The sequence below is a fragment of the Ensifer sp. Root954 genome, from assembly GCF_001429005.1.
Taxonomy (GTDB): domain Bacteria; phylum Pseudomonadota; class Alphaproteobacteria; order Rhizobiales; family Rhizobiaceae; genus Ensifer; species Ensifer adhaerens.
Genome location: NZ_LMJM01000022.1, coordinates 348,776 through 370,551, shown reverse-complemented (window position 1 = coordinate 370,551; position 21,776 = coordinate 348,776). Strand labels below are relative to the sequence as shown.

General features: G+C 62.8%; 21 protein-coding genes. 9 read left to right on the top strand and 12 right to left on the bottom strand.

What is annotated here, in order from left to right:
* Positions 1 to 36 precede the first annotated feature (36 nt).
* On the top strand, positions 37 to 1,758 hold the full coding sequence (locus tag ASE71_RS13800) for an ABC transporter substrate-binding protein (RefSeq protein ID WP_034802459.1): 1,722 nt from the start codon (positions 37 to 39) through the stop codon (positions 1,756 to 1,758).
* A gap of 116 nt (positions 1,759 to 1,874) precedes the next feature.
* Here ASE71_RS13800 and ASE71_RS13795 read toward each other — a convergent pair whose 3' ends face one another.
* Positions 1,875 to 2,330 carry a hypothetical protein gene (locus tag ASE71_RS13795; protein WP_156400762.1) on the bottom strand — a complete coding sequence of 152 codons (456 nt, stop codon included), beginning with the start codon at positions 2,328 to 2,330 and terminating at the stop codon, positions 1,875 to 1,877.
* A gap of 335 nt (positions 2,331 to 2,665) precedes the next feature.
* Here ASE71_RS13795 and ASE71_RS13790 point away from each other — a divergent pair, with 335 nt between their 5' ends.
* Both ASE71_RS13790 and ASE71_RS13785 read left to right on the top strand, forming a co-directional pair.
* Positions 2,666 to 4,150: a nucleobase:cation symporter-2 family protein gene (locus tag ASE71_RS13790; protein ID WP_060521380.1), complete on the top strand. Its 1,485-nt coding sequence runs from the start codon at positions 2,666 to 2,668 to the stop codon at positions 4,148 to 4,150.
* A gap of 158 nt (positions 4,151 to 4,308) precedes the next feature.
* Complete coding sequence (locus ASE71_RS13785) at positions 4,309 to 5,220, top strand: DMT family transporter (protein WP_060521381.1); 912 nt, start codon at positions 4,309 to 4,311, stop codon at positions 5,218 to 5,220.
* A gap of 61 nt (positions 5,221 to 5,281) precedes the next feature.
* On the opposite strand, the gene ASE71_RS13780 is transcribed toward ASE71_RS13785, so the two are convergent.
* The gene (locus tag ASE71_RS13780) at positions 5,282 to 5,710 is read right to left on the bottom strand and encodes a Fur family transcriptional regulator (RefSeq protein ID WP_034802472.1); all 429 of its coding nucleotides are present in this window, start codon (positions 5,708 to 5,710) and stop codon (positions 5,282 to 5,284) included.
* Positions 5,711 to 5,831: 121 nt separating this feature from the next.
* Here ASE71_RS13780 and ASE71_RS13775 point away from each other — a divergent pair, with 121 nt between their 5' ends.
* From ASE71_RS13775 to ASE71_RS13760, 4 genes are read left to right on the top strand one after another with little or no spacing between them, the layout of a single operon-like run.
* Positions 5,832 to 6,737: a metal ABC transporter substrate-binding protein gene (locus tag ASE71_RS13775; protein ID WP_034802475.1), complete on the top strand. Its 906-nt coding sequence runs from the start codon at positions 5,832 to 5,834 to the stop codon at positions 6,735 to 6,737.
* Positions 6,734 to 7,669 (top strand): manganese/iron ABC transporter ATP-binding protein, encoded by a 936-nt coding sequence (locus ASE71_RS13770; protein WP_034802478.1) that lies wholly within the window; start codon positions 6,734 to 6,736, stop codon positions 7,667 to 7,669. Before ASE71_RS13775 ends, ASE71_RS13770 begins: the two co-directional genes overlap by 4 nt.
* Positions 7,666 to 8,526, top strand: coding sequence for a metal ABC transporter permease (locus tag ASE71_RS13765; protein ID WP_060521382.1), 861 nt, complete (start codon positions 7,666 to 7,668; stop codon positions 8,524 to 8,526). The genes ASE71_RS13770 and ASE71_RS13765 overlap by 4 nt, the downstream gene beginning before the upstream one ends.
* Positions 8,523 to 9,374, top strand: a complete 852-nt coding sequence (locus ASE71_RS13760) for a metal ABC transporter permease (protein WP_034802483.1) — start codon at positions 8,523 to 8,525, stop codon at positions 9,372 to 9,374. The genes ASE71_RS13765 and ASE71_RS13760 overlap by 4 nt, the downstream gene beginning before the upstream one ends.
* 40 nt (positions 9,375 to 9,414) lie before the next feature.
* Here the strand turns inward: ASE71_RS13760 and ASE71_RS13755 are convergent, their stop codons facing one another.
* On the bottom strand, positions 9,415 to 10,164 hold the full coding sequence (locus ASE71_RS13755) for a F0F1 ATP synthase subunit A (protein WP_089044351.1): 750 nt from the start codon (positions 10,162 to 10,164) through the stop codon (positions 9,415 to 9,417).
* Positions 10,165 to 10,494: 330 nt separating this feature from the next.
* Positions 10,495 to 11,400 carry an aminoglycoside phosphotransferase family protein gene (locus tag ASE71_RS13750; protein WP_060521383.1) on the bottom strand — a complete coding sequence of 302 codons (906 nt, stop codon included), beginning with the start codon at positions 11,398 to 11,400 and terminating at the stop codon, positions 10,495 to 10,497.
* Positions 11,401 to 11,684: 284 nt separating this feature from the next.
* Between ASE71_RS13750 and ASE71_RS13745 the strand changes: the two genes are divergently transcribed.
* Entirely contained in the window at positions 11,685 to 12,599 is a 915-nt protein-coding gene (locus tag ASE71_RS13745) for a DUF6030 family protein (protein ID WP_060521384.1), read from the top strand.
* A gap of 36 nt (positions 12,600 to 12,635) precedes the next feature.
* On the opposite strand, the gene ASE71_RS13740 is transcribed toward ASE71_RS13745, so the two are convergent.
* A complete protein-coding gene (locus ASE71_RS13740) occupies positions 12,636 to 13,067 on the bottom strand; it encodes an Lrp/AsnC family transcriptional regulator (RefSeq protein WP_034802493.1) in 432 nt (143 codons plus the stop codon).
* Between the two features lie 125 nt (positions 13,068 to 13,192).
* Between ASE71_RS13740 and ASE71_RS13735 the strand changes: the two genes are divergently transcribed.
* Entirely contained in the window at positions 13,193 to 14,296 is a 1,104-nt protein-coding gene (locus ASE71_RS13735) for a saccharopine dehydrogenase family protein (protein ID WP_034802496.1), read from the top strand.
* Positions 14,297 to 14,382: 86 nt separating this feature from the next.
* Here ASE71_RS13735 and ASE71_RS13730 read toward each other — a convergent pair whose 3' ends face one another.
* The 7 genes from ASE71_RS13730 to ASE71_RS13700 all read right to left on the bottom strand — a co-directional run bounded on the left by ASE71_RS13730 (position 14,383) and on the right by ASE71_RS13700 (position 21,701).
* A complete protein-coding gene (locus ASE71_RS13730; RefSeq protein ID WP_060521385.1) occupies positions 14,383 to 15,810 on the bottom strand; it encodes a mannose-1-phosphate guanylyltransferase/mannose-6-phosphate isomerase in 1,428 nt (475 codons plus the stop codon).
* A 178-nt stretch (positions 15,811 to 15,988) separates the two neighbouring features.
* Positions 15,989 to 16,390, bottom strand: a complete 402-nt coding sequence (locus tag ASE71_RS13725; protein ID WP_034803086.1) for a F0F1 ATP synthase subunit epsilon — start codon at positions 16,388 to 16,390, stop codon at positions 15,989 to 15,991.
* A gap of 120 nt (positions 16,391 to 16,510) precedes the next feature.
* Positions 16,511 to 18,028: a F0F1 ATP synthase subunit beta gene (gene atpD, locus ASE71_RS13720; protein WP_034802502.1), complete on the bottom strand. Its 1,518-nt coding sequence runs from the start codon at positions 18,026 to 18,028 to the stop codon at positions 16,511 to 16,513.
* A gap of 24 nt (positions 18,029 to 18,052) precedes the next feature.
* Positions 18,053 to 18,934 (bottom strand): F0F1 ATP synthase subunit gamma, encoded by an 882-nt coding sequence (locus tag ASE71_RS13715; RefSeq protein WP_034802504.1) that lies wholly within the window; start codon positions 18,932 to 18,934, stop codon positions 18,053 to 18,055.
* A gap of 27 nt (positions 18,935 to 18,961) precedes the next feature.
* Complete coding sequence (gene atpA, locus ASE71_RS13710) at positions 18,962 to 20,491, bottom strand: F0F1 ATP synthase subunit alpha (protein WP_034802507.1); 1,530 nt, start codon at positions 20,489 to 20,491, stop codon at positions 18,962 to 18,964.
* Positions 20,491 to 21,057 (bottom strand): F0F1 ATP synthase subunit delta, encoded by a 567-nt coding sequence (locus ASE71_RS13705; protein WP_034802509.1) that lies wholly within the window; start codon positions 21,055 to 21,057, stop codon positions 20,491 to 20,493. Before ASE71_RS13705 ends, atpA begins: the two co-directional genes overlap by 1 nt.
* A gap of 257 nt (positions 21,058 to 21,314) precedes the next feature.
* On the bottom strand, positions 21,315 to 21,701 hold the full coding sequence (locus tag ASE71_RS13700) for a hypothetical protein (RefSeq protein WP_060521386.1): 387 nt from the start codon (positions 21,699 to 21,701) through the stop codon (positions 21,315 to 21,317).
* Positions 21,702 to 21,776 lie beyond the last annotated feature (75 nt).

Here is a 21,776-nt window from a genome sequence, read left to right as displayed (position 1 = left end):
TAAAGAACTGCATTCGCAAACCTAAGGGAGGGAATTATGCGACGGCATCTTTTGACTACGACGGCAGCTATGCTGCTGGCTTTCACCGGCAGCGCTTTTGCCGGCATGGACGAAGCCAAGAAATTCCTCGACAGCGAGATCGGCGACATGTCCTCGCTCGACCGCGCCGGCCAGGAAGCCGAAATGCAGTGGTTCGTCGATGCGGCGAAACCCTTTGCCGGCATGGAAATCAAGGTCGTTTCCGAAACGATCACCACTCATGAATACGAATCGAAGACCCTGGCCAAGGCCTTCTCCGACATCACCGGCATCAAGATCACCCACGACCTGATCGGCGAAGGCGACGTCGTCGAAAAGCTGCAGACGCAGATGCAGTCGGGCGAAAACGTCTATGACGCCTACATCAACGACTCGGATCTGATCGGTACCCATTGGCGCTACCAGCAGGCCCGCAGCCTGACCGACTTCATGGCCAATGAAGGCAAGGACGTCACCAACCCGAACCTCGACATCGACGACTTCATCGGCAAGTCCTTCACGACAGCACCGGATGGCAAGCTCTACCAGCTTCCCGACCAGCAGTTCGCGAACCTCTACTGGTTCCGCTACGACTGGTTCAACGACGAGAAGAACAAGGCGGACTTCAAGGCGAAGTACGGCTACGACCTCGGCGTTCCGGTCAACTGGTCGGCCTATGAGGATATCGCCGAGTTCTTCACCGGTCGCGAAGTCGATGGCAAGAAAGTCTATGGCCACATGGACTACGGCAAGAAGGACCCGTCGCTCGGCTGGCGCTTCACCGACGCCTGGCTGTCGATGGCCGGCAACGGCGACAAGGGCATCCCGAACGGCAAGCCGGTCGACGAGTGGGGCATCAAGGTCGACGAAAACTCGCGCCCGGTCGGCTCCTGCGTTGCCCGCGGTGGCGACACCAACGGCCCGGCCGCTGTCTACTCCATCCAGAAGTATCTCGACTGGATGAAGGCCTACGCACCGGCAGCTGCGCAGGGCATGACCTTCTCGGAATCCGGCCCGGTTCCGTCGCAGGGCGAAGTCGCCCAGCAGATGTTCACCTACACGGCGTTCACCGCCGACTTCGTCAAGCCGGGCCTGCCCGTCGTCAACGAGGACGGCACGCCGAAGTGGCGTTTTGCTCCAAGCCCGCATGGCGTCTACTGGAAGGACGGCATGAAGCTCGGTTACCAGGACGCCGGTTCCTGGACGCTGCTGAAGTCCACGCCTGACGACCGCGCCAAGGCCGCCTGGCTCTATGCGCAGTTCGTGACCTCGAAGACCGTCGACGTGAAGAAGAGCCATGTCGGCCTCACCTTCATCCGCCAGTCGACGCTCGACCACAAGAGCTTCACGGACCGCGCTCCGAAGCTCGGCGGTCTGATCGAGTTCTACCGTTCGCCGGCCCGCCTGCAGTGGTCGCCGACGGGCACGAACGTTCCTGACTATCCGAAGCTGGCTCAGCTTTGGTGGCAGGCGATCGGCGATGCATCCTCGGGTGCCAAGACCGCTCAGGAAGCCATGGACTCGCTGTGCGCCGAGCAGGAGAAGGTTCTCTCCCGTCTCGAACGCTCGGGCGTTCAGGGCGACATCGGTCCGAAGCTCGCCGAAGAGCACGATCTCGAGTACTGGAACAAGGATGCCGTTTCCAAGGGCAACCTCGCTCCGCAGCTGAAGATCGAGAACGAGAAGGAAAAGCCGCAGACCGTCAACTACGACGATCTGGTCAAGAGCTGGCAGAAGTAAGAAACCAACGGCCGCCTGCAAAACGGGCGGCCCTCATCTCCTCGGGAGATGCGGCACCGGGGTCGGCAACGGCCCCGGTATTTCTTTGCCCATAGGCGTGAAAGGACCTGTCGCGCCTACATGTGGGCAAGCCGCAAGCGTCCGGATTTCTCGGATCGTCGCTTGTCGAAGATGGCCCTGACCGCCTGCGTCGAGCCATCATCCATCCGCACGCTCATAACCATGTGGAGATGCTCATCGACGATCGTGATGCGGATGTCGAACGGCTTGCCGCGATAGCGGCCGGCGCCGTCCTCGTTCCAGCGCCCGATGCCCGCAGCGCTCGAACCGCCGCCGACGCGCCCGAGATGGGTCACCGCGAACCATCCATCCCTCCCCGTCACCTTCAGCACGGGGCCGTTCCGCCGGATCTCGACCGAGCAGCTCTCGCAGTCACCGGCGCCGGACGTGACCTGCTGCCATTGCCCCTGGAAGCTGACGCCGCTCGCCCCGGCGACCGCCGGCCAGAGAACGATCAGCAGCACGAAAAGCGCACGGCAGGGAGACGAAAAGGCCACTCTGCAAGATTTCATCGACATGATCCCAACGAACTGCGGCGGAGCCTTCGCACCCGGCGCGACGAACCATCGTCGCTTCACATTGCAGCAACGTTGCATCGTTGCTAGGATCAAGCTGTTCGTTGGCGCGCCTTGAGGCTTTCTTCGGCAATACCTGCCCGGTCGGAGCCATTCGACGGGCAAATCCGAACCTTTCCCGCCCCGATCACCCCTCGACAATTTCCCCCGAAATCCGGAAAGTGTTTTCGTTCCGGCGATACTTGCGACATTCTGTCTCGACAACCGAAGATAGCGGTTCCCCTGTTGGAGGACGGGGGGCCGGACTGGTCGATGTAATGGGAGGAGGAACCATGAGCGACGTTTCCAGCATACACCCGGTGGACGAGAGGCTGCCCGTGGGCAGACTTGCGACCCTCGGGTTGCAGCATGTCCTTGTCATGTATGGCGGCGCCGTCGCGGTGCCCCTGATCGTCGGCCGCGCCTTGCAGCTCAGCCCCCAGGACGTCGCTTTCCTGATTTCCGCCGATCTTTTCGTTTGCGGCCTCGTCACCATCATCCAGTCGCTTGGCCTCGGCCGCAGCATCGGCATCCGGCTTCCGGTCATGATGGGCGTTACTTTCGCCTCAGTCGGCCCGATGGTCTCGATGGCGGCGATGACACCCGGGCAAGAGGGTGCCCGGATGATCTTCGGCGCCATCATCGGCGCCGGCCTCGTCGCGCTCCTGCTCGCGCCGGTCATGGGCCGGCTTCTGAGGTTCTTCCCCCCCGTCGTCACCGGCACGATCATTCTCGTCATCGGCGTTTCGCTGATGCGCGTCGGCGTGAACTGGATCTTCGGCAATCCCTTCGGTCCGACCGCACCCAAGCTCGTCGATCCGAGCCATGCGGAATGGCTGGCGGAGCTCAAGAAGGCCGCGGCCACCGGAGGCCCGGCGGTACCGGACGGCCTGGTGCTTGGCGCCAGCGTGCCGAACCCGCTTTACGCCGAGCCGAGCCACATCGCGCTGGCCGGCTTCGTGCTCCTCTCCATTCTCGTGATCGCCCGCTTCGGCCGCGGACTGATCAGCAACATCGCGGTGCTGACCGGCGTCGTCGTCGGCTGCGTCGTCGCCGCAGCACTCGGCATGATGCATTTCGACCGGGTGGCCGATGCCGGCTGGTTTGCCGTGGTCACGCCGCTGCGCTTCGGCATGCCGATCTTCGATCCGGTGCTGATCGCCACCATGTCGCTGGTGATGATCGTCGTGATGATCGAATCGACCGGCATGTTCCTGGCACTCGGCGAAATCACCAATCGCGAAGTCTCGCGGCAGCAGTTGACGGCGGGGCTCAGGGTCGATGGCCTCGGCACCATGATCGGCGGCCTGTTCAACACCTTCCCCTACACGAGCTTCTCGCAGAATGTCGGGCTTGTCGGCGTCACCGGCGTCAAGAGCCGCTACGTCTGCGTGATGGGGGGCGTCATCATGATCGCGCTCGGCCTCATCCCGAAGATGGGCGCACTGGTCGAAGCGGTTCCGACCTTCGTGCTCGGCGGCGCCGGCCTGGTGATATTCGGCATGGTCGCTGCGACCGGCGTGCGCATCCTGTCGACCGTCGATTTCAAGTCGTCGCGCAACAACCTGTTCGTGGTCGCCGTCTCGGTCGGCTTCGGCTTGATCCCGCTGATCGCGCCGAACTTCCTGATCTGGCTGCCGCATGCGATCCACCCGATCATCGAGTCCGGCATCGTGCTTGCCTCGATCTCGGCCGTCGTGCTCAACGCCTTCTTCAATGGCCTCAGCTTCGAAAGCACAGCCAGCGTCAACGCGGCCAAGCTCGCCGACAGCCATTGAGCCACCCGCAATCACGGAACCCCGGCTTTCCCGCGAAAGCTGGGGTTTCGCTTTTCCACATCTCGGAGGATCCCGATACTTCGATCGCCAACGAAGCATCCGCCGTAAGCGTCGCGCTAGAACGATGGCAACAATGACGACACAAGGATGCGATCCCGATGGCCAAGACCAACCTTTCTCTCGAACTCCTGCTGCTTCTTGCGCTCGCAACGCTCTGGGGCGCCTCCTACACCTTCATCAAGATCGGCATCGAGACCATTCCGCCGGTCACGCTGATCGCCGCCCGCACCCTGATTGCCGGCGCGCTTCTTCTTGCCGTTCTGCGCTGGCGTGGTCTCAGCCTGCCGCGTGACGCGGCGACCTGGCGGCGCTTCCTGTTCCAGGCCTGCCTCAACAGCGTTGTGCCCTTCACGCTGATCGCCTGGGCCGAGCAGACGATCGATGCCGGCATCGCCTCGATCCTCAATGCGACAACGCCGATCTTCGCCTTCCTGATGACGGCGCTGATCACCCGCCACGAAGCGGTCACGGCCCGCAAGCTCGTTGGCATCGTCGCCGGCATGACCGGCATCAGCCTGATCATCGGCATGGAGGCCTTCGGCGGCCTCGGGGAACAGTTGCTGCCACAGTTGGCCGTGGTGCTCGCCACCGTCTGCTACGGGGGCGCCGCCATCTTCGGTCGCGGCTTCAAGGGACTCGACCCGATGATGCCCGCCGCCGGCTCGTTGATCGCAGGTGCTGCCCTGCTGATCCCGGTAAGCCTCGTCGTCGACAGGCCCTGGACGCTTGCGCCGTCGACGGAGTCGCTGCTGGCACTGCTCGGCCTCGCCGTCTTCTCGACCGCCCTTGCCTTTGCCATCTACTTCCGGCTGATCCAGACACTGGGCTCGGTCGGCGCCACGGCACAGGCCTATCTGCGCGTGCCGATCGGCGTTGCCATCGGCGCGCTCTTCCTCGGCGAACGGCTGTCGGACACCGCCTGGATCGGCCTTGGCTGCGTCATCGTCGGGGTCGCGGCCATGACCATTCCGGCGCGGCGACGCGTCGCCGCGATCGCCGACCGCGGCTGAGGCCACTTACGGATAAAGAGCAGAGATTGCGCGCGCCGTCTGGCGCGCCATTGCCGACGCCTCAGTCCTTGCGCTTGCGGCAGTAGAGTTCCAGCCGGTGACGTACGAGGTCATAGCCGAGTTCGGCGGCGATTTCCGCCTGAAGCTGCTCGATCTTGTCGGAGCGGAACTCGATCACCGCACCGGTGTCGATGTCGATCAGATGATCGTGGTGCGGCGCGTCGGCGGTCTCGAAGCGAGCGGTCGCACTCTCAAAGGCATGGCGCTGCACCACGCCCTGTTGCTCAAGCGCAGACAACGTCCGGTAGACCGTCGATAGCGAGACGGTGGCGTCGATTTCCTTCGCCCGGCGATGCAGTTCGTTTGCATCCGGATGGTCTTCGGCGGTGGCGAGGATCTTCAGAATAGCGGCACGCTGGCGCGTCACGCGCACGCCGCCATCCCTCAACACGCCTTCCAGTTCTTCGACACGATTCTTGTTCTGTTTCATGGTCGTACACTAGCCAAGGGCACGGCCTTTGAAAATAGCTAGTTGCGAATGCTTCTCATTTGCATTGACTTATGCAAATCATTCCCCTACTCCTGTGAGCATCAACATCTGGGAGTAGAGAATGATCGATCAGACGAGGCGCGCGATCCTGGCGGCAATGACGGCCGTCGCAGCCATTGCGCTCGTTCCAGGCGCCGCTTACGCGCAGGAGAAATTCAAGGCAGTGACGACTTTTACGGTCATTGCCGACATGGCAAAGAACGTCGCGGGCGACGCGGCCATCGTCGAATCGATCACCAAGCCGGGCGCCGAGATCCACAACTACCAGCCGACGCCGCGCGATATCCTGAAGGCGCATGACGCCAAGCTGATCCTCTGGAATGGCCTGAACCTGGAGCGCTGGTTCGAGAAATTCTTCCAGAACTTCGACGATGTTCCCGGTGTCGTCGTCTCGACCGGCATCGACCCCATGGGCATTGCCGAGGGCCCCTATACCGGCAAGCCCAATCCGCATGCCTGGATGTCGCCATCGGCCGCGTTGATCTATGTCGACAACATCCGCGACGCCTTCGTGAAGTACGACCCTGATAATGCCGAGACCTACAAGGCCAATGCCGAGGCCTATAAGCAGAAGATCGAGGCGACCATTGCACCGATCCGCGCCGAGATCGCCAAGATCCCCGAGGACAAGCGCTGGCTGGTCTCGAGCGAAGGCGCCTTCAGCTACCTGATCCGCGATTTCGGAATGAAGGAACTCTATCTCTGGCCGATCAACGCCGACCAGCAGGGTACCCCGCAGCAGGTCCGCAAGGTGATCGACGCCGTCCGGGCGAACCATATCCCTGTGGTCTTCTCCGAAAGCACGATTTCGCCGGACCCGGCAGAACAAGTGGCGCGCGAGACCGGTGCAAAATACGGCGGTGTGCTCTACGTTGATTCCTTGAGCGAAGCGGACGGCCCGGTTCCGACCTATGTCGACCTGCTGCGCGTCACATCGGAAACCATCGCCAAGGGTCTTGCACAATGAACCTTCAGGTGAAGACGCGCTCCGGGCCAGCACCTTCTTCCGGTGAGCAAGGAAGCGGCATCCGCGTCGCGGGTGCCACCGTCACCTACCGCAACGGCCTGCGGGCGCTGCGTGACGCCAGCTTCGAGATCCCGACCGGCACGATCACTGCGCTCGTCGGCGTCAACGGCAGCGGCAAGTCGACGCTGTTCAAGGCGATCATGGGCTTTGCCCGCCTGTCGCGCGGCGAGATCGCGATCCTCGGTCTTTCCGTGCCGGACGCGCTGAAGAAAAACCTCGTCGCCTATGTGCCGCAGGCCGAAGAAGTCGACTGGAACTTCCCGGTGCTGGTCGAGGACGTGGTCATGATGGGCCGTTACGGCCACATGAACATGTTGCGCATCCCGAAGAAAGTCGATCACGAAGCGGTCGAGGCAGCCCTTGCCCGCGTCGGCATGAGCGACTACCGCAAGCGCCAGATCGGCGAACTCTCCGGCGGCCAGAAGAAGCGCGTCTTCCTCGCACGCGCCCTTGCCCAGGACGGCAAGGTCATCCTGCTCGACGAACCCTTCACCGGCGTCGACGTCAAAACCGAGGACGCGATCATTCGGCTTTTGATCGGCCTTCGCGACGAGGGCCGGGTCATGCTGGTCTCGACCCACAATCTCGGCAGCGTACCGGAATTCTGCGACCGCACCGTGCTTCTGAAGAACACCGTGCTCGCCTATGGCCCGACCGAGACGACCTTCACCCGCGAGAACCTCGAGCTCGCCTTCGGTGGCGTGCTGCGGCACTTCGTGCTCGGCGGCGATAGCCTGCACGACGACGCCGATCCCCGCCAGCTTGCCGTCATCACCGACGACGAGCGTCCGCTCGTCATGTATGGCGACAAGGACCGCATGGTGGCGCAACCGGCAAAGCCCGAGACCAACGGGGAACAGAACGGCAAATGATCGCCACGCTCTCCGAACCCTTCACCTACGGCTACATGCTCAACGCCATGTGGGTGAGCGCACTGGTCGGCGGCGTCTGCGCCTTCCTGTCCTCCTATCTGATGCTCAAGGGCTGGTCGCTGATCGGCGACGCGCTCTCGCACTCGATTGTGCCCGGCGTTGCCGGCGCCTACATGCTCGGCCTGCCCTTCTCGCTCGGCGCCTTCTTCTCCGGCGCCCTTGCCGCCGGCGCCATGCTGTTTCTCAATCAGCGCACAAGGCTCAAGGAAGACACGATCATCGGGCTGATCTTCACCTCCTTCTTCGGCCTCGGCCTCTTCATGGTCTCGCTGTCGCCGACGTCGGTGAACATCCAGACGATCGTGCTCGGCAACATCCTGGCGATCACGCCCGCCGACACGCTGCAACTGGCGATCATCGGCATCGTCTCGCTCATCATCCTGACGGCCAAGTGGAAGGACCTGATGGTGACCTTCTTCGACGAGAGCCACGCCCGCTCGATCGGCATCCCGACGACCTTCCTCAAGGTCTTGTTCTTCACGCTGCTTTCGGCCTGCACGGTCGCGGCCCTCCAGACCGTCGGCGCCTTTCTCGTCATCGCCATGGTCGTAACACCGGGCGCCACCGCCTATTTGCTGACGGATCGTTTTCCGCGGCTGATCCTCATCAGCATCGCCATCGGCACGCTGACGAGCTTCCTCGGCGCCTATTTCAGCTATTTCCTCGATGGCGCCACCGGCGGCATCATCATCGTGCTGCAGACGCTGATCTTCCTGACGGCCTTCGTCTTTGCCCCGAAGCACGGGCTTCTGGCCGCTCGCCGGCGCGGCGCCGAACCGGTGGAGGCCGGCCGATGATCTCGCTCGACATGATGCTTGCCGTGTTCGAATTCGAGTTCATGCGCAACGCGCTTTTGATCTCGGTGCTGGTGGCGATCCCGACCGCGATGCTCTCCTGCTTCCTGGTGCTGAAGGGCTGGTCGCTGATGGGCGATGCGATCTCACATGCCGTCTTTCCCGGCGTGGTGATCTCCTACATCGTCGGCCTGCCGCTCGCCGTCGGTGCCTTTGCCGCCGGCATGTCCTGCGCGCTGCTCACCGGCTATCTCAAGGAAAACAGCCGCATCAAGCAGGATACGGTCATGGGCGTGGTCTTCTCCGGCATGTTCGGTTTCGGCTTGGTGCTCTACACCAAGATCCAGAGCGACGTGCACCTCGATCACATCCTCTTCGGCGACATGCTCGGCATCGGCTGGCCGGACATTGTCGAGACCGGCGTGATCGCGCTCGTCGCCGCCGGCATCCTCGCGGTCAAGTGGCGGGATTTCCTGCTGCATGCCTTCGACCCGGCCCAGGCCAAGGCGGTCGGCCTGCCGGTCAACTGGCTGCACTATGGGCTGCTGGCGATCCTGTCGCTGACGATTGTCGGTGCGCTGAAGGCGGTGGGGCTGATCCTCGCCATCGCCATGCTGATCGCGCCCGGCGCCATCGCCTTCCTGATCACCCGGACAATGGGCATGATGCTCATCGTCGCCGTGCTGATCGCGATGACGGCGTCCTTCACCGGCGTCTATCTGTCCTTCTTCATCGACAGCGCGCCGGCGCCGACCATCGTGCTCCTGATGACCGCAATGTTCCTGATGGCCTTCGCCTGGTCGTCCTGGCGGACCTACCGAAACGAAGCCCGGCGCGTGGCGGCCGAATGAAAAAAAGGCTCCCCTTGGCGGGGAGCCTCCTTGCCTTATTTCAGTGGCTCGGATGCAGCGCGTCGTTGAGATACATGCAGGTCAGCATGGTGAAGATATAGGCCTGGATCAGGGCCATCAGCAGCTCCAGCCCCGTCAACGCCACCGTCATCAGCAGGGGCATGATCGCCGCCAGAATGCCCAGCGCGCCGAAACCGCTCAAGCCCACGACGAAGCCGGCGAAAACCTTGAGCGTGATATGACCGGCGAGCATGACCGCGAACAGACGGACCGAGTGGCTGACCGGGCGCGACAGGTAGGAGACCACCTCGATCGGGATGATGATCGGTGCCAGGATCAACGGCACGCCTGAGGGCATGAACAGCCTGAGAAAGCCGAGGCCGTGCCGGTAGAGGCCGTAGAGCGTGACCGTCAGGAACACCAGCATCGCCAGCGCGAAGGTGACGGCGATATGGCTCGTTACCGTGAAGGCATAGGGAAACATGCCGATCAGGTTGGCGGTGAGGATGAACATGAACAGCGAGAAGACCAGCGGGAAAAAGCGCATGCCCTTTTCGCCGGCATTGTCGCGCAGTGTTTTCGCCGCAAACTCGTAGAGGATTTCGGCCGCCGATTGCGCCCGGTTCGGCACGAGGCCGCGTCTCCTGGTCGACAGGATCAGGAACAGGCTGGCGATCGCGATCGTCAGCACCATGTAGGCGGCCGAGTTGGTAAAGCTGATCTGGTAGCCGCCGACTTCGGCGATCGGGAAGAGCGACTTGATCTCAAATTGTTCGATGGGTCCGGCCATCATCAACCTCGTGCGTTGGTGACGAAACGGCGGCGGCGCGCGCAGGCGGCCACCTGCGCGCTTCAATATGTTGGGAAAGCGATCGGCGGCCGAGATCGTTCCACGAAACGATGGCTTCCGGCGGGGCAATCGGGCTGCTCGATGAAGGAATCGGTCACGCGGACGTGCCGCGGGCTACGGGGCTGCATGGTACGATCGTCTCCAATATCTCGGTCGAGATAATGGGGCCGTCCCCAGGCGAAACACCGACGCGGGTCGTCCCGCGTGCGCCTGACCTAGAGGCAATTTGCGCCGGGGTCAAGTCGGCGCTTGGCCGCGGCCCAACCGGTCTCAGCCGTAGCGACGGTGATCCGCAAGCACCTCGTCGATCACCACGCGCTGCTTTGCCTTTTCGCTCGCGGGCGCGCCAGTCATGTCGGCAAGGACAATCAGCGCCTTCCACAGGGTCCAGCCGCGGCCGCGCGCCCAGGCGCCGCGATCGAGAGCCATGCCGTCGCGGAAAACCTCGCGGTTCTCGCCGTCGAAAAACGTCCAGGCGATCGCCAGATCGCAGGCCGGATCCCCGACGCCGGAGGTGCCGAAGTCGATGACGCCGCTCAAGCTGCCGTTCTCGACCAGCAGGTTGCCCCAGGCGATATCGCCGTGAAACCAGACAGGCGCTCCTTCGAAAGACGCGGCAAGTGCGGCCTCCCACACCTCTGCTGCCACTGTCGTATCGACATTGTCCGCAAGCAGCGTGAGCGCCTGACGCGTCTGCGCGTCATAGAAGGCGGGCGGTCCGCCGCGATGGAAATTGTGATCGCCGGGCAAGGGTGCCCCGATGGCATCCGCTTGCATCAGCGCGCGCAGGAACCGCGCCAGGTCCTTCGCCACCTGACTGACATCGTCGACCCGCTCGACAGCCAGTGTTTGCCCGGGGAGATAACGATAGACCGACCAGGGCCAGGGAAAACCTTCTCCCGGCACGCCCTTGCCGAGAGGCACCGGAATGGGCAGCGGCAGTTGCGACGCCAGCAGCGGCAGCCAGCGATGTTCCTTTTCGACCTGCAGAACGTAGTGTTCGGCGCTCGGCAACCGGACGGTCATCCGGTCGCCGAGGCGAAACGTCCGGTTATCCCAGCCGCCCGGTTCGATCGGCCGTACGTCGAGTTCCGACCATTGCGGAAACTGCGCCGCGAGCAGCCGGCGCACCAGTGGTACGTCGATCGAGGGAGTTGCGGATGTCGGCTCTGTCATGACGAACGTACGCCCCGTTTGAATGTCTGCGGACGCAAGCTATGCAATCGCTTCCGGATTTCAACTTTTTAGTTCACGCCGACAACCATTCACCGGCGCGTTGTGCCTGGATGCAAAAGTCGCCGTGCGGTTATCGGCGGTTGCATATTGCCGCCGCGACGGATTTCGAGGATGAAGAAAGCTTGGACATCTTGCTAGCCTGAGATCATGGAAACCCGGCAGACCGATCGCCCTTCGCTGGAGGCTCCGCAGCTCATCGCCCATCATCGGGCGGGCGAGGCTGCATGAGCACGGCCAAAGGCAAGACGCCCGCCGGCAAGCCGGCCCGCAGCACCGGTCTGCGCTTCTTCATCGTGGCCCTGCTGCTGATCGTCACCGCCATCGTCGCGACGGCCCTGCTCGCCAACGAGCAGCGCAATCTGAAAAGGGTTCTGCTCGCATTCGGCCTGCCGACGACCTTCCTCGAACGGGGAAAGCCAGACGAGACGACGGGCACGAAGCGCGCGAGGCGCGTGCCACCGCGCATCGCCCTGCCCGCCTGGACCTTCCAGGATCTGCAGACGCCGGAGCAGCCGTTCCTGCGCGCCATCCGCAGCGACCCCAAGGCGCTTTGCGACGAGTTGCGCGACGCCGGGTTTCGGGAACTCGAATGGAAATCGAGCGCCGGCGAACAGGCCCAATGGGAATGCTCGTCGCTCATTTCCTTCCCCCGGCCGGGCGAGGACAAACCCTCCTCGATCTTCATCTTCGTCAAGGGCAGCGGCGAGGAAGAGATCTCATCGTTCCGGGTCAAGCTCAACATCGAGCGCCAGGAGGACAGCCAGGCGGTGACGACGGCGGCGGCGCGCGCGGCATCCGTGTTCCTCGACCACGTGCGCTGGGCGGATGCGGCCAGCGTCACCTTGCAGATCCAGGCGCTGAGGGAGTTCGACCTCAAGCGCTTCGGCAGCCGCATCCAGCTCAAGCGTGAATCCGACGAGGAGACGCAGCGCTACAATTTCCTCGCCAATCAACCCGCCCGCGCCCGCCCGAAGAACATTGCCGAACAATATTTCGACCGCAGCAAGTGGCTCGCCTATGGCGATGGCAGCCTGCGCAGTTTCGTTCGGGGGCCGAGCGCCTGGAACGCTCCAGCCAAGGTGCCCGACGGAACGGGTAGCAACAAAGAGGAATCCGCGCCGTCCGCTAGCCCACCCTGACGGCCGCGTCGCTTGTCGCTTGAGCCGAAGGACGGCCTAGCGGTCGATCCGCGTCGAGAGGATGATCGACGACAGCGTCCGGTCGACACCGTCGATTTCGCCGATCCGATCGATCAGCAGATCGAGTTCGCTGATCGACATCGCGGCGACCACGGCGATCAGGTCGAAGCTGCCGCTGACCGAATGCAGCGTCTGGATTTCCCGGATGGCGCTCAGTTCTGGAGTCACGCGCGAGAGCGCCCGCGGCGCAATGGTGATCAGCACATGCGCCTTGACCAGCCCCTTCTCGTAGCTTTCCGAGAGGCGCACGCCATAGCCGGCGATGATGCCTTCGCGCTCCAAGCGCTCGATACGGGCCTGCACCGTCGTGCGCGACAGACCAAGCCTTCGGGCAATCGTCGCCGTCGGCATGCGGGCGTTCTCGCTCAAGATGGCGAGAAGCTCGCGATCCTTGTCGGTGATCTGCATTTCGTCGATCCTGTTGGGCAATCTGCCGAATTTAGATAGGCGATTTAGTCATATCAGCGCTTCAAATCAACAGCCCCTCCCGCGACAATAGAGACACAAACAGTTCTCATACCCCGGGGGAAAGAATGAAGAATATCGTCGTCATCGGAGCAGGCAAGATCGGCTCCACCATCGCTCGCATGCTGGCCCACACCGGCGACTACAGCGTCTGCGTCGCCGACCGCGCCGCCGAGCAGCTGGAACAGGTCGAAAAGCATGCCGCGATCACGACGGCAACCGTCGACATCGGCGACAAGAAGGCGCTCGTCGCCCTTCTCTCCGGCAAGTTTGCCGTGCTCAGCGCCGCTCCGTTCCACCTGACGGTCGCAATCGCCGAAGCCGCTGCCGAAGCCGGCATCCACTACCTGGATCTTACCGAAGACGTCGAATCCACCCGCCAGGTCAAGGCGATCGCCGCCAAGGCGAACACCGCCTTCATCCCCCAGTGCGGCCTCGCACCGGGCTTCATCTCGATCGTCGCCAACGATCTCGCCAGCCGCTTCCAGACGCTGGAAAGCGTGCGCATGCGCGTCGGCGCCCTGCCGCAGTACCCGTCGAACGCTCTGAACTACAACCTCACCTGGAGCACCGACGGCGTCATCAACGAATACATCGAGCCCTGCGAGGCGATCGTTGAGAGCAACCTGATCGAAGTTCCGGCCATGGAAGAACGCGAAGAATTCTCGCTTGATGGCGTCACCTACGAAGCCTTCAACACCTCGGGCGGCCTCGGCACGCTCTGCGAAACGCTGAAGGGCAAGGTCCGCACGCTGAACTACAAGACGATCCGCTACCCGGGTCACGCCGCCATCATGAAGGCGCTGCTGAACGACCTCGGCCTGCGTCACCGCCGCGAAGTCCTCAAGGACATCTTCGAAAATTCGCTGCCGACCACCACCCAGGACGTCGTCGTGATCTTCGTCACCGTTTCGGGCTTCCGCGACGGTCGCCTGATCCAGGAAACCTACGCCAACAAGGTCTATAGCGGCGTCGTTGCCGGTCGCATGCAGAGCGGCATCCAGATCACCACGGCCGGCAGCATCTGCGCCGTGCTCGATCTGCTCGCCGAAGGCAAGATCGCCCAGAAGGGTTTCGTTCGTCAGGAAGACATCGGCCTCGACACCTTCCTCGCCAACCGCTTCGGTCACTACTACGCCCAGAAGGGCGAGAGCGCGCGCGTCGCCGGCTGAGCCTATCAGTCCTGATGCGCCGACTTCAATGCCCGGGTTCAGCCCGGGCATTTTTCGTTTCACGGTCCGCCAACGATGCGATGCGCTTAGTTGCGGCCGAATTCGTCCTCGATGCGAACGGTGTCGTCGTCGCCGAGATAGGAGCCGGTCTGCACCTCGATCAGCTCCAGCGGAATCTTGCCCGGATTGTGCAGCCGGTGCACCGTGCCCTGCGGAATGAACACGGACTCGTTCTCGTGCAGGAGCCGCGTCTCGCCGCCCATGGTGATCTCCGCCGTGCCGCGCACGACGATCCAGTGCTCGGCGCGGTGATGGTGCTTCTGCAGGGAGATCTTCTTGCCGGGCGTCACACGCAGCCGCTTCACCGAGAAGCGCTCGCCGTCGGAAAGCGCGGCCACCGCGCCCCAGGGGCGATAGGCGGTGGGGTGCACCTCCGTCAGCGCCGCGGTTTCGGGAGAACGCGCGAGCGCCTTGACGATATGGCCGACGCTCTGGCTGTCGTCCAGCCGCCCGACATAGACGGCGTCCTCGCCGGCAATGACGGCCACGTCTTCCAACCCCTGCACCGCCAGGTGAATGTCGCGTGACAGAACCAGCGAGTTGCGGGTGTTCGACACCGTCGCCCGGTCCGTGACAACATTGCCGTCGTCATCCTTGCGCCCGGTCTTCCACACCGCATCCCAGCTTCCGAGATCCGACCAGGGGAAGGACGACGGCACAACGGCTGCATGGTCGGTCTTTTCGAACACGGCGTAGTCGACGGAAATATCCGGAGCGGCCGCAAAGCTCTCGCCGTGCAGCCGGGTGAAATCGAGATCCTTGTAGGCACCTTCGACGGCAGCCTTCGCTGCGTCGAAGACTTCGGGCGCAAAGCGCTTCAACTCGTCGAGAAAGAGCGTCACCGGCAGCATGAACAGGCCGGAGTTCCAGAGATAGCGCCCGGTCGCGATCATCGCCTCGGCTTTCGCCCGATCCGGCTTCTCGACAAAACGCACCACCCGGTTCGTACCTTCGGCCAGCTCGTCGCCACACTCGATATAGCCGTAACCGGTGGCCGGCTCGGTCGGCGTGATGCCGAAGGTCACCAGCTCTCCCCGCCCGGCGGCCGCCTGCGCTCTCAGGATGCAGTCCTCGTAGAGGACGCCGGCATCGATCTCGTGATCGGAGGCGAGCACCTGAATGATCGCCCCTTCGCCGTAGCGGCCAAGGACTGCAAAGGCGGCGGCAGCAAGGGCCGGTGCGGTGTTGCGCGCCACCGGCTCCAAGAGGATGTCGCCGAGCTCAGCCTCGATCGTACGGGCCTGCTCGGCGACGATGAAGCGAAAGTCGCTGTTGGTGACGACGATGGCCGGCTCGTATCGCGTGCGGTCGCCCACGCGTTCGAGCGTCTGCTGGAACAGCGATCGCTCGGAAAGAATCTGCAGGAACTGCTTGGGCGCGGCTGAGCGCGAGAGCGGCCACAGTCGGGTGCCCTTTCCGCCGGCCATGATGACAGGAACAATCTTCGACGTCATGCCAGCGGTCTCTCTTCCTAGGCTGAACGATGCCGGCTCAGTACAGCAGCTCTAATGAAGAATGGCTAAAGCGGCCGGTCCGGCTGCTATTGGTTACAAGATCGGGCAAAACAGGCAACAAAAAACCCCGCTCGAGGGCGGGGCTTTCTCATTCGCTTCACCCTTCCGGGTGTCCCTTTCAGGCCGGGATCACGATCTCGCCGAGCTTCGTCAGCTCGGCGACGAACTGCTCCAGACGGGTCTTCTTTTCGTCACCGGCGCCTTCCAGCTCGGCACGAACCGCGTCGATACGGCTTTCGAGAGCCGTGCGGTCGAGTTCATCGACATGAACGGCGGATTCGGCGAGCAGCGTGCAGCCGGTCGGCAGGATGTCGGCAAAGCCGCCAAACACCGCAAAGCGCTCCGTCTTGCCGTCGGCCAGCTTCACCGTGACCACGCCGGGCTTCACCGTCGTCATCGTCGGCGCGTGATTGGCCATCACGGTCATCTCGCCCTCGGTCGCCGGGATGACGACTTCCGTCACCTTTTCGGAGACGAGCAGGCGCTCGGGGGAAACAAGCTCAAAGTTGAAATCGGCCATGACCATTCACTTCTTGTGGGCGCGCCACCTGAGAGGCGGCTGTGCATGTCTTCCCTATCCTTGCGAAAGGACAGGATGAAAGCCTCGGCGCTTGTGCAGCGCCGAGGCTTAACAGTGCTATCAAGCGGCTTCGGCAGCCAGCTTCTTGGCCTTCTCAATCGCTTCTTCGATCGAGCCAACCATGTAGAAGGCAGCTTCCGGCAGGTGGTCGTACTCGCCGTTGACCAGGCCCTTGAAGCCCTTGATCGTGTCTTCGAGAGCGACGAGCTTGCCCGGCGAACCGGTGAAGACTTCGGCGACGAAGAACGGCTGCGACAGGAAGCGTTCGATCTTACGAGCGCGGGCAACGGCCAGCTTGTCTTCTTCAGACAGTTCGTCCATGCCCAGGATGGCGATGATGTCCTGGAGCGCCTTGTAGCGCTGCAGGGTCGTCTGCACCTTACGCGACACTTCGTAGTGCTCTTCGCCGACGATCATCGGGTCGAGCATGCGCGAGGTCGAGTCGAGCGGGTCAACGGCCGGGTAGATACCCTTTTCGGCGATCGAGCGCGACAGAACGGTCGTTGCGTCCAGGTGGGCGAACGAGGTTGCCGGTGCCGGGTCGGTCAAGTCGTCGGCCGGAACGTAGATGGCCTGAACCGAGGTGATCGAGCCCTTGGTCGTCGTGGTGATGCGTTCCTGCATCTGACCCATGTCGGTCGCCAGCGTCGGCTGGTAACCCACAGCCGACGGAATACGGCCGAGCAGAGCCGACACTTCGGAACCTGCCTGGGTGAAGCGGAAGATGTTGTCGACGAAGAACAGAACGTCCTGCCCCTTGTCGCGGAAGTCTTCAGCGATCGTCAGACCCGTCAGAGCGACACGAGCGCGGGCGCCCGGCGGTTCGTTCATCTGGCCGTACACGAGAGCAGCCTTGGAGCCTGCGCCACCGCCGTGCTTGTTAACGCCGGACTCGATCATTTCGTGGTAAAGGTCGTTGCCTTCGCGGGTACGTTCACCCACGCCTGCGAACACCGAGTAACCACCGTGCGCCTTGGCGACGTTGTTGATCAGTTCCATGATGAGAACGGTCTTGCCGACGCCTGCGCCGCCGAAGAGGCCGATCTTGCCGCCCTTTGCGTAAGGAGCGAGAAGGTCGACGACCTTGATGCCGGTGACGAGGATCTGCGCTTCCGTCGACTGCTCGACGTAGGACGGCGCTTCCTGGTGGATGGCGCGCTTGCCCGAGGTGACGAGCGGGCCTGCTTCGTCAACAGGCTCGCCGATGACGTTCATGATACGGCCGAGCGTTTCGTCGCCAACCGGAACCGTGATCGGTGCGCCGGTGTCGGTGACCGACTGGCCGCGGACGAGACCTTCGGTCGAGTCCATGGCGATCGTACGGACAGCGTTTTCGCCGAGGTGCTGTGCGACTTCGAGAACGAGGCGGTTACCGTTGTTGTCGGTTTCCAGCGCGTTCAGGATCTGCGGAAGCTGGCCTTCATCGAACGCGACGTCGACGACGGCGCCGATGACCTGCGTTACGCGACCGACAGCGCCGGTTGCGGCTGCTGCTGCGGTCTTGGCGGAAGCTGCCTTCCTCGGTGCAGCGGGCTTCTTCTCCGCTGCGGTTTCTTTCGGGGTAGCTGCCTTAGCCATAATCCTTACCCTCTTCTCGTGACCTTAGAGCGCTTCCGCGCCCGAGATGATTTCAATGAGTTCCTTGGTGATCTGAGCCTGGCGCTGACGGTTGTAGTTCAGCGTCAGCTTGTTGATCATCTCACCAGCATTGCGCGTCGCGTTATCCATCGCGCTCATCTTGGCGCCCATTTCGCCGGCGACGTTCTCGAGCAAGGCCCGGAAGATCTGCACCGAAATGTTGCGCGGAATGAGATCGCTGAGGATCGCGCCCGCGTCCGGCTCATATTCGTAGACAGCCGAAGCATCCGATGCTTCCGCTGCGACCGGGCCGGCCGAAGCGGGGATCAACTGCTGAGCCGTCGGAATCTGGGCGATAACGGACTTGAACTCAGAATAGAACAGCGTGCAGACATCGAACTCGCCCTTTTCGAAGAGCGCGATGATCTTGTGGCCAATCTGGTCGGCGTTTTCAAAGCCGATCTTCTTGACCTCACGCAGGTCGACACGATCGATGATCAGCGACGCGTATTCGCGGCGCAGAATATCGAAGCCCTTCTTGCCGACGCAGATGATCTTGACCGTCTTGCCGGCTGCAAGCAGCTTGCGAACGTGGTCGCGGGCATGACGGGCGATCTGCGAGTTGAAGCCGCCGCAAAGGCCGCGTTCAGCCGTGCAGACGACCAGAAGGTGCGTATCGTCCTTGCCGGTTCCGGTCATCAGCGCAGGCGCGCTGTCGTCCGCGCCAACCGCCTGGGCGATGTTGGCGAGAACGGCAGCCATACGCTGCGAGTAAGGCCGGGCGGCCTCGGCCGCCTCCTGCGCGCGCCGAAGCTTCGCCGCGGCGACCATTTTCATCGCCTTGGTGATCTTCTGCGTCGCCTTGACGGAGGCGATCCGGTTCTTCAGATCCTTAAGTGAAGGCATCCGTTATCCGTCCTAAATGAAATCCGCTCAGGCGAAAGACTTGGCGAAGCTGTCGATTGCAGCCTTCAGCTTGCCCTTGACGTCGTCGGAGATCGCCTTGTCCTTGCGGATGGTTTCCAGGATGTCCTTGCCTTCCGAACGCATGTACGAAAGCAGGCCCTGCTCGAACTTGCCGACCTGGTTGACCGGCAGCTTGTCGAGGTAACCGTTGACGCCTGCGAAGATGACAGCGACCTGTTCTTCCGTCTTCAGCGGCGAGAACTGCGGCTGCTTCAGGAGTTCGGTCAGGCGGGCGCCGCGGTTCAGCAGGCGCTGCGTAGCGGCGTCGAGGTCCGAGCCGAACTGCGCAAAGGCGGCCATTTCGCGATACTGGGCGAGTTCGCCCTTGATCGAGCCGGCAACCTGCTTCATCGCCTTGATCTGCGCGGCCGAGCCGACGCGCGAAACCGACAGACCGACGTTAACGGCCGGACGGATGCCCTGGTAGAACAGGTCGGTTTCGAGGAAGATCTGGCCGTCGGTGATCGAGATCACGTTGGTCGGGATGAACGCCGAAACGTCGTTACCCTGCGTTTCGATGACCGGCAGAGCCGTCAGCGAGCCAGCGCCCATGTCGTCGTTCAGCTTTGCAGCGCGCTCGAGCAGACGGGAGTGCAGGTAGAAAACGTCGCCCGGGTAAGCTTCGCGGCCCGGCGGGCGGCGCAGCAGGAGCGACATCTGGCGGTAGGAAACAGCCTGCTTCGACAGGTCGTCGTAGCCGATCAGGGCATGCTTGCCGTTGTCACGGAAGTATTCGCCCATCGCGCAACCGGCGAACGGTGCGAGGTACTGCATCGGAGCCGGGTCGGAAGCGGTCGCAGCAACGATGATCGAATACTGCAGAGCGCCACGCTCTTCCAGAACCTTCACGAACTGGGCAACGGTCGAACGCTTCTGGCCGATTGCGACGTAGACGCAATACAGCTTGTCACCTTCCGGACCATTGTCGTGAATGGCCTTCTGGTTGAGGATCGTGTCGAGGATGATCGCGGTCTTGCCGGTCTGACGGTCGCCGATGACGAGCTCGCGCTGGCCACGGCCAACCGGGATGAGAGCGTCGATGGCCTTGAGGCCGGTCGACATCGGCTCATGCACCGACTTGCGCGGAATGATGCCCGGAGCCTTGACGTCAACGCGCGAGCGCTGCTTGGCGTTGATCGGGCCCTTGCCGTCGATCGGGTTGCCGAGCGCGTCGACGACGCGACCGAGCAGTTCCGGACCAACCGGAACGTCCACGATGGCGCCAGTCCGCTTGACGGTGTCGCCTTCCTTGATGTCGCGGTCCGAACCGAAGATAACGACACCGACGTTGTCGGCTTCGAGGTTCAGCGCCATGCCGCGAATTCCACCCGGGAATTCGACCATTTCGCCTGCCTGGACATTATCGAGGCCGTAGACGCGGGCAATACCGTCACCGACGGAAAGCACCTGACCGACTTCGGAGACTTCTGCTTCCTGGCCGAAATTTTTGATCTGATCTTTGAGAATTGCGGAAATTTCCGCGGCGCGGATATCCATCAGCCGACCTCTTTCAGTGCAAGCTTAAGGGTAGAGAGTTTGGTGCGAAGGGAAGTGTCAATCTGGCGGGACCCGACCTTGACGATCAGACCTCCAAGAATAGACGGGTCGACGGTGACGTTGACCGCCACGTCTTTGCCGGTGACGCTCTTCAGCGTCGCCTTCAATTCAGTTTCCTGCGCCGCGGAGAGCGCATGGGCCGACGTGACGTCGGCGGAAATTTCGCCACGATGGCGCGCGGCGATCAGGCGGAACGCCTTGATCATGCCCGGCAGCGCGAAGAGGCGGCGATTGCGGGCAACGACCTTGAGGAAGTTACCGACGAGCCCGGAGATGCCAGCCTTCGCGGCAACTGCCGAAATGGCCTTGAACTGGTCGTCTGCAGAAAAGACCGGGCTGGCGATCAGCCGCTTCAGATCGTCGCTGCCGTCGATCAGGGCCTGGACGCGGGTAAGATCCGCACCGACTGCCTCGACCGAACCGGCGCTGAGCGCGAGTTCAAAAAGCGAGGACGCATATCTTTCTGCAACACCGGAAATAAGCTGGGATGTGTCTGCCACGGGCACAAGCTTCTCTCAATTTCATCCAAGAACTGCGCTGGCGGTGGGCCGTCAACTTAAGGTCTTGAATTTGCTGCAATAATTTGCAGGATATCGAGGCCTGGCGACCCACTTCCCCCGCAATTCGCGGTTCGTCTAGCATAGGATGTTTGGACTCGCAACACGCGAAGGGCAGGAATGCGGCATAAGTCGGCCACCTTTGGCCGAATTTTGCCGTAAATTCGGTCCTGCGCTGTGAATCGCGGGGAAGCCCGCAATCGCAATCAGATCATGCCGAAGACATAGGCGAGCGGAAGGATGGCGAGTGCCGCCTGAATGATGAGCGCCGCCCAGTTGTAGAGCGTGCTGCCGTTGTCGCTCATCATCGAGAGGATTCGGCCGAAGGCGGCGAGCGCAAAGGCCGCGCCGACAGCGAGATAAACCATCGGCTGGGCGAGCAGAATGGCGGCAAGACCGAGCCCCACATGCATGCCGCCCATGGTCGAGCGCGCCTCGGCAAGGCCGCCGCGCCGCCCCTCGGCAATACCGATGCCGGCTGCGCGAAAGGTCAGCCGCGGAGCAAACAGCATGACGACGCCGATCAACGCTGCTACCGCCGCGGCGCAGAAGGCGAGGAACTCGCCGGTTTCCGTCGGAATATAAAACTCCATGCCCGTTCCCGCAGATGAGCCCGTTGTCATGCCGCCCCGTCGTCGGCCGGAGCAATGCGTCCCTGACCTCTAGCG

Excerpts from the sequence above, each read along its gene's own strand:
- ASE71_RS13750 (WP_060521383.1), bottom strand. The coding sequence starts at position 11,400 with ATGACAGAGCCGACATCCGCAACTCCCTCGATCGACGTACCACTGGTG.
- ASE71_RS13755 (WP_089044351.1), bottom strand. The coding sequence starts at position 10,164 with ATGGCCGGACCCATCGAACAATTTGAGATCAAGTCGCTCTTCCCGATC.
- atpA (WP_034802507.1), bottom strand. The coding sequence starts at position 20,491 with ATGGATATCCGCGCCGCGGAAATTTCCGCAATTCTCAAAGATCAGATC.
- ASE71_RS13800 (WP_034802459.1), top strand. The coding sequence starts at position 37 with ATGCGACGGCATCTTTTGACTACGACGGCAGCTATGCTGCTGGCTTTC.
- ASE71_RS13780 (WP_034802472.1), bottom strand. The coding sequence starts at position 5,710 with ATGAAACAGAACAAGAATCGTGTCGAAGAACTGGAAGGCGTGTTGAGG.
- ASE71_RS13735 (WP_034802496.1), top strand. The coding sequence starts at position 13,193 with ATGAAGAATATCGTCGTCATCGGAGCAGGCAAGATCGGCTCCACCATC.
- ASE71_RS13740 (WP_034802493.1), bottom strand. The coding sequence starts at position 13,067 with ATGCAGATCACCGACAAGGATCGCGAGCTTCTCGCCATCTTGAGCGAG.
- ASE71_RS13785 (WP_060521381.1), top strand. The coding sequence starts at position 4,309 with ATGGCCAAGACCAACCTTTCTCTCGAACTCCTGCTGCTTCTTGCGCTC.
- ASE71_RS13730 (WP_060521385.1), bottom strand. The coding sequence starts at position 15,810 with ATGACGTCGAAGATTGTTCCTGTCATCATGGCCGGCGGAAAGGGCACC.
- ASE71_RS13700 (WP_060521386.1), bottom strand. The coding sequence starts at position 21,701 with ATGGAGTTTTATATTCCGACGGAAACCGGCGAGTTCCTCGCCTTCTGC.
- ASE71_RS13745 (WP_060521384.1), top strand. The coding sequence starts at position 11,685 with ATGAGCACGGCCAAAGGCAAGACGCCCGCCGGCAAGCCGGCCCGCAGC.
- ASE71_RS13770 (WP_034802478.1), top strand. The coding sequence starts at position 6,734 with ATGAACCTTCAGGTGAAGACGCGCTCCGGGCCAGCACCTTCTTCCGGT.
- atpD (WP_034802502.1), bottom strand. The coding sequence starts at position 18,028 with ATGGCTAAGGCAGCTACCCCGAAAGAAACCGCAGCGGAGAAGAAGCCC.
- ASE71_RS13715 (WP_034802504.1), bottom strand. The coding sequence starts at position 18,934 with ATGCCTTCACTTAAGGATCTGAAGAACCGGATCGCCTCCGTCAAGGCG.
- ASE71_RS13795 (WP_156400762.1), bottom strand. The coding sequence starts at position 2,330 with ATGAAATCTTGCAGAGTGGCCTTTTCGTCTCCCTGCCGTGCGCTTTTC.
- ASE71_RS13765 (WP_060521382.1), top strand. The coding sequence starts at position 7,666 with ATGATCGCCACGCTCTCCGAACCCTTCACCTACGGCTACATGCTCAAC.
- ASE71_RS13725 (WP_034803086.1), bottom strand. The coding sequence starts at position 16,390 with ATGGCCGATTTCAACTTTGAGCTTGTTTCCCCCGAGCGCCTGCTCGTC.
- ASE71_RS13775 (WP_034802475.1), top strand. The coding sequence starts at position 5,832 with ATGATCGATCAGACGAGGCGCGCGATCCTGGCGGCAATGACGGCCGTC.
- ASE71_RS13760 (WP_034802483.1), top strand. The coding sequence starts at position 8,523 with ATGATCTCGCTCGACATGATGCTTGCCGTGTTCGAATTCGAGTTCATG.
- ASE71_RS13790 (WP_060521380.1), top strand. The coding sequence starts at position 2,666 with ATGAGCGACGTTTCCAGCATACACCCGGTGGACGAGAGGCTGCCCGTG.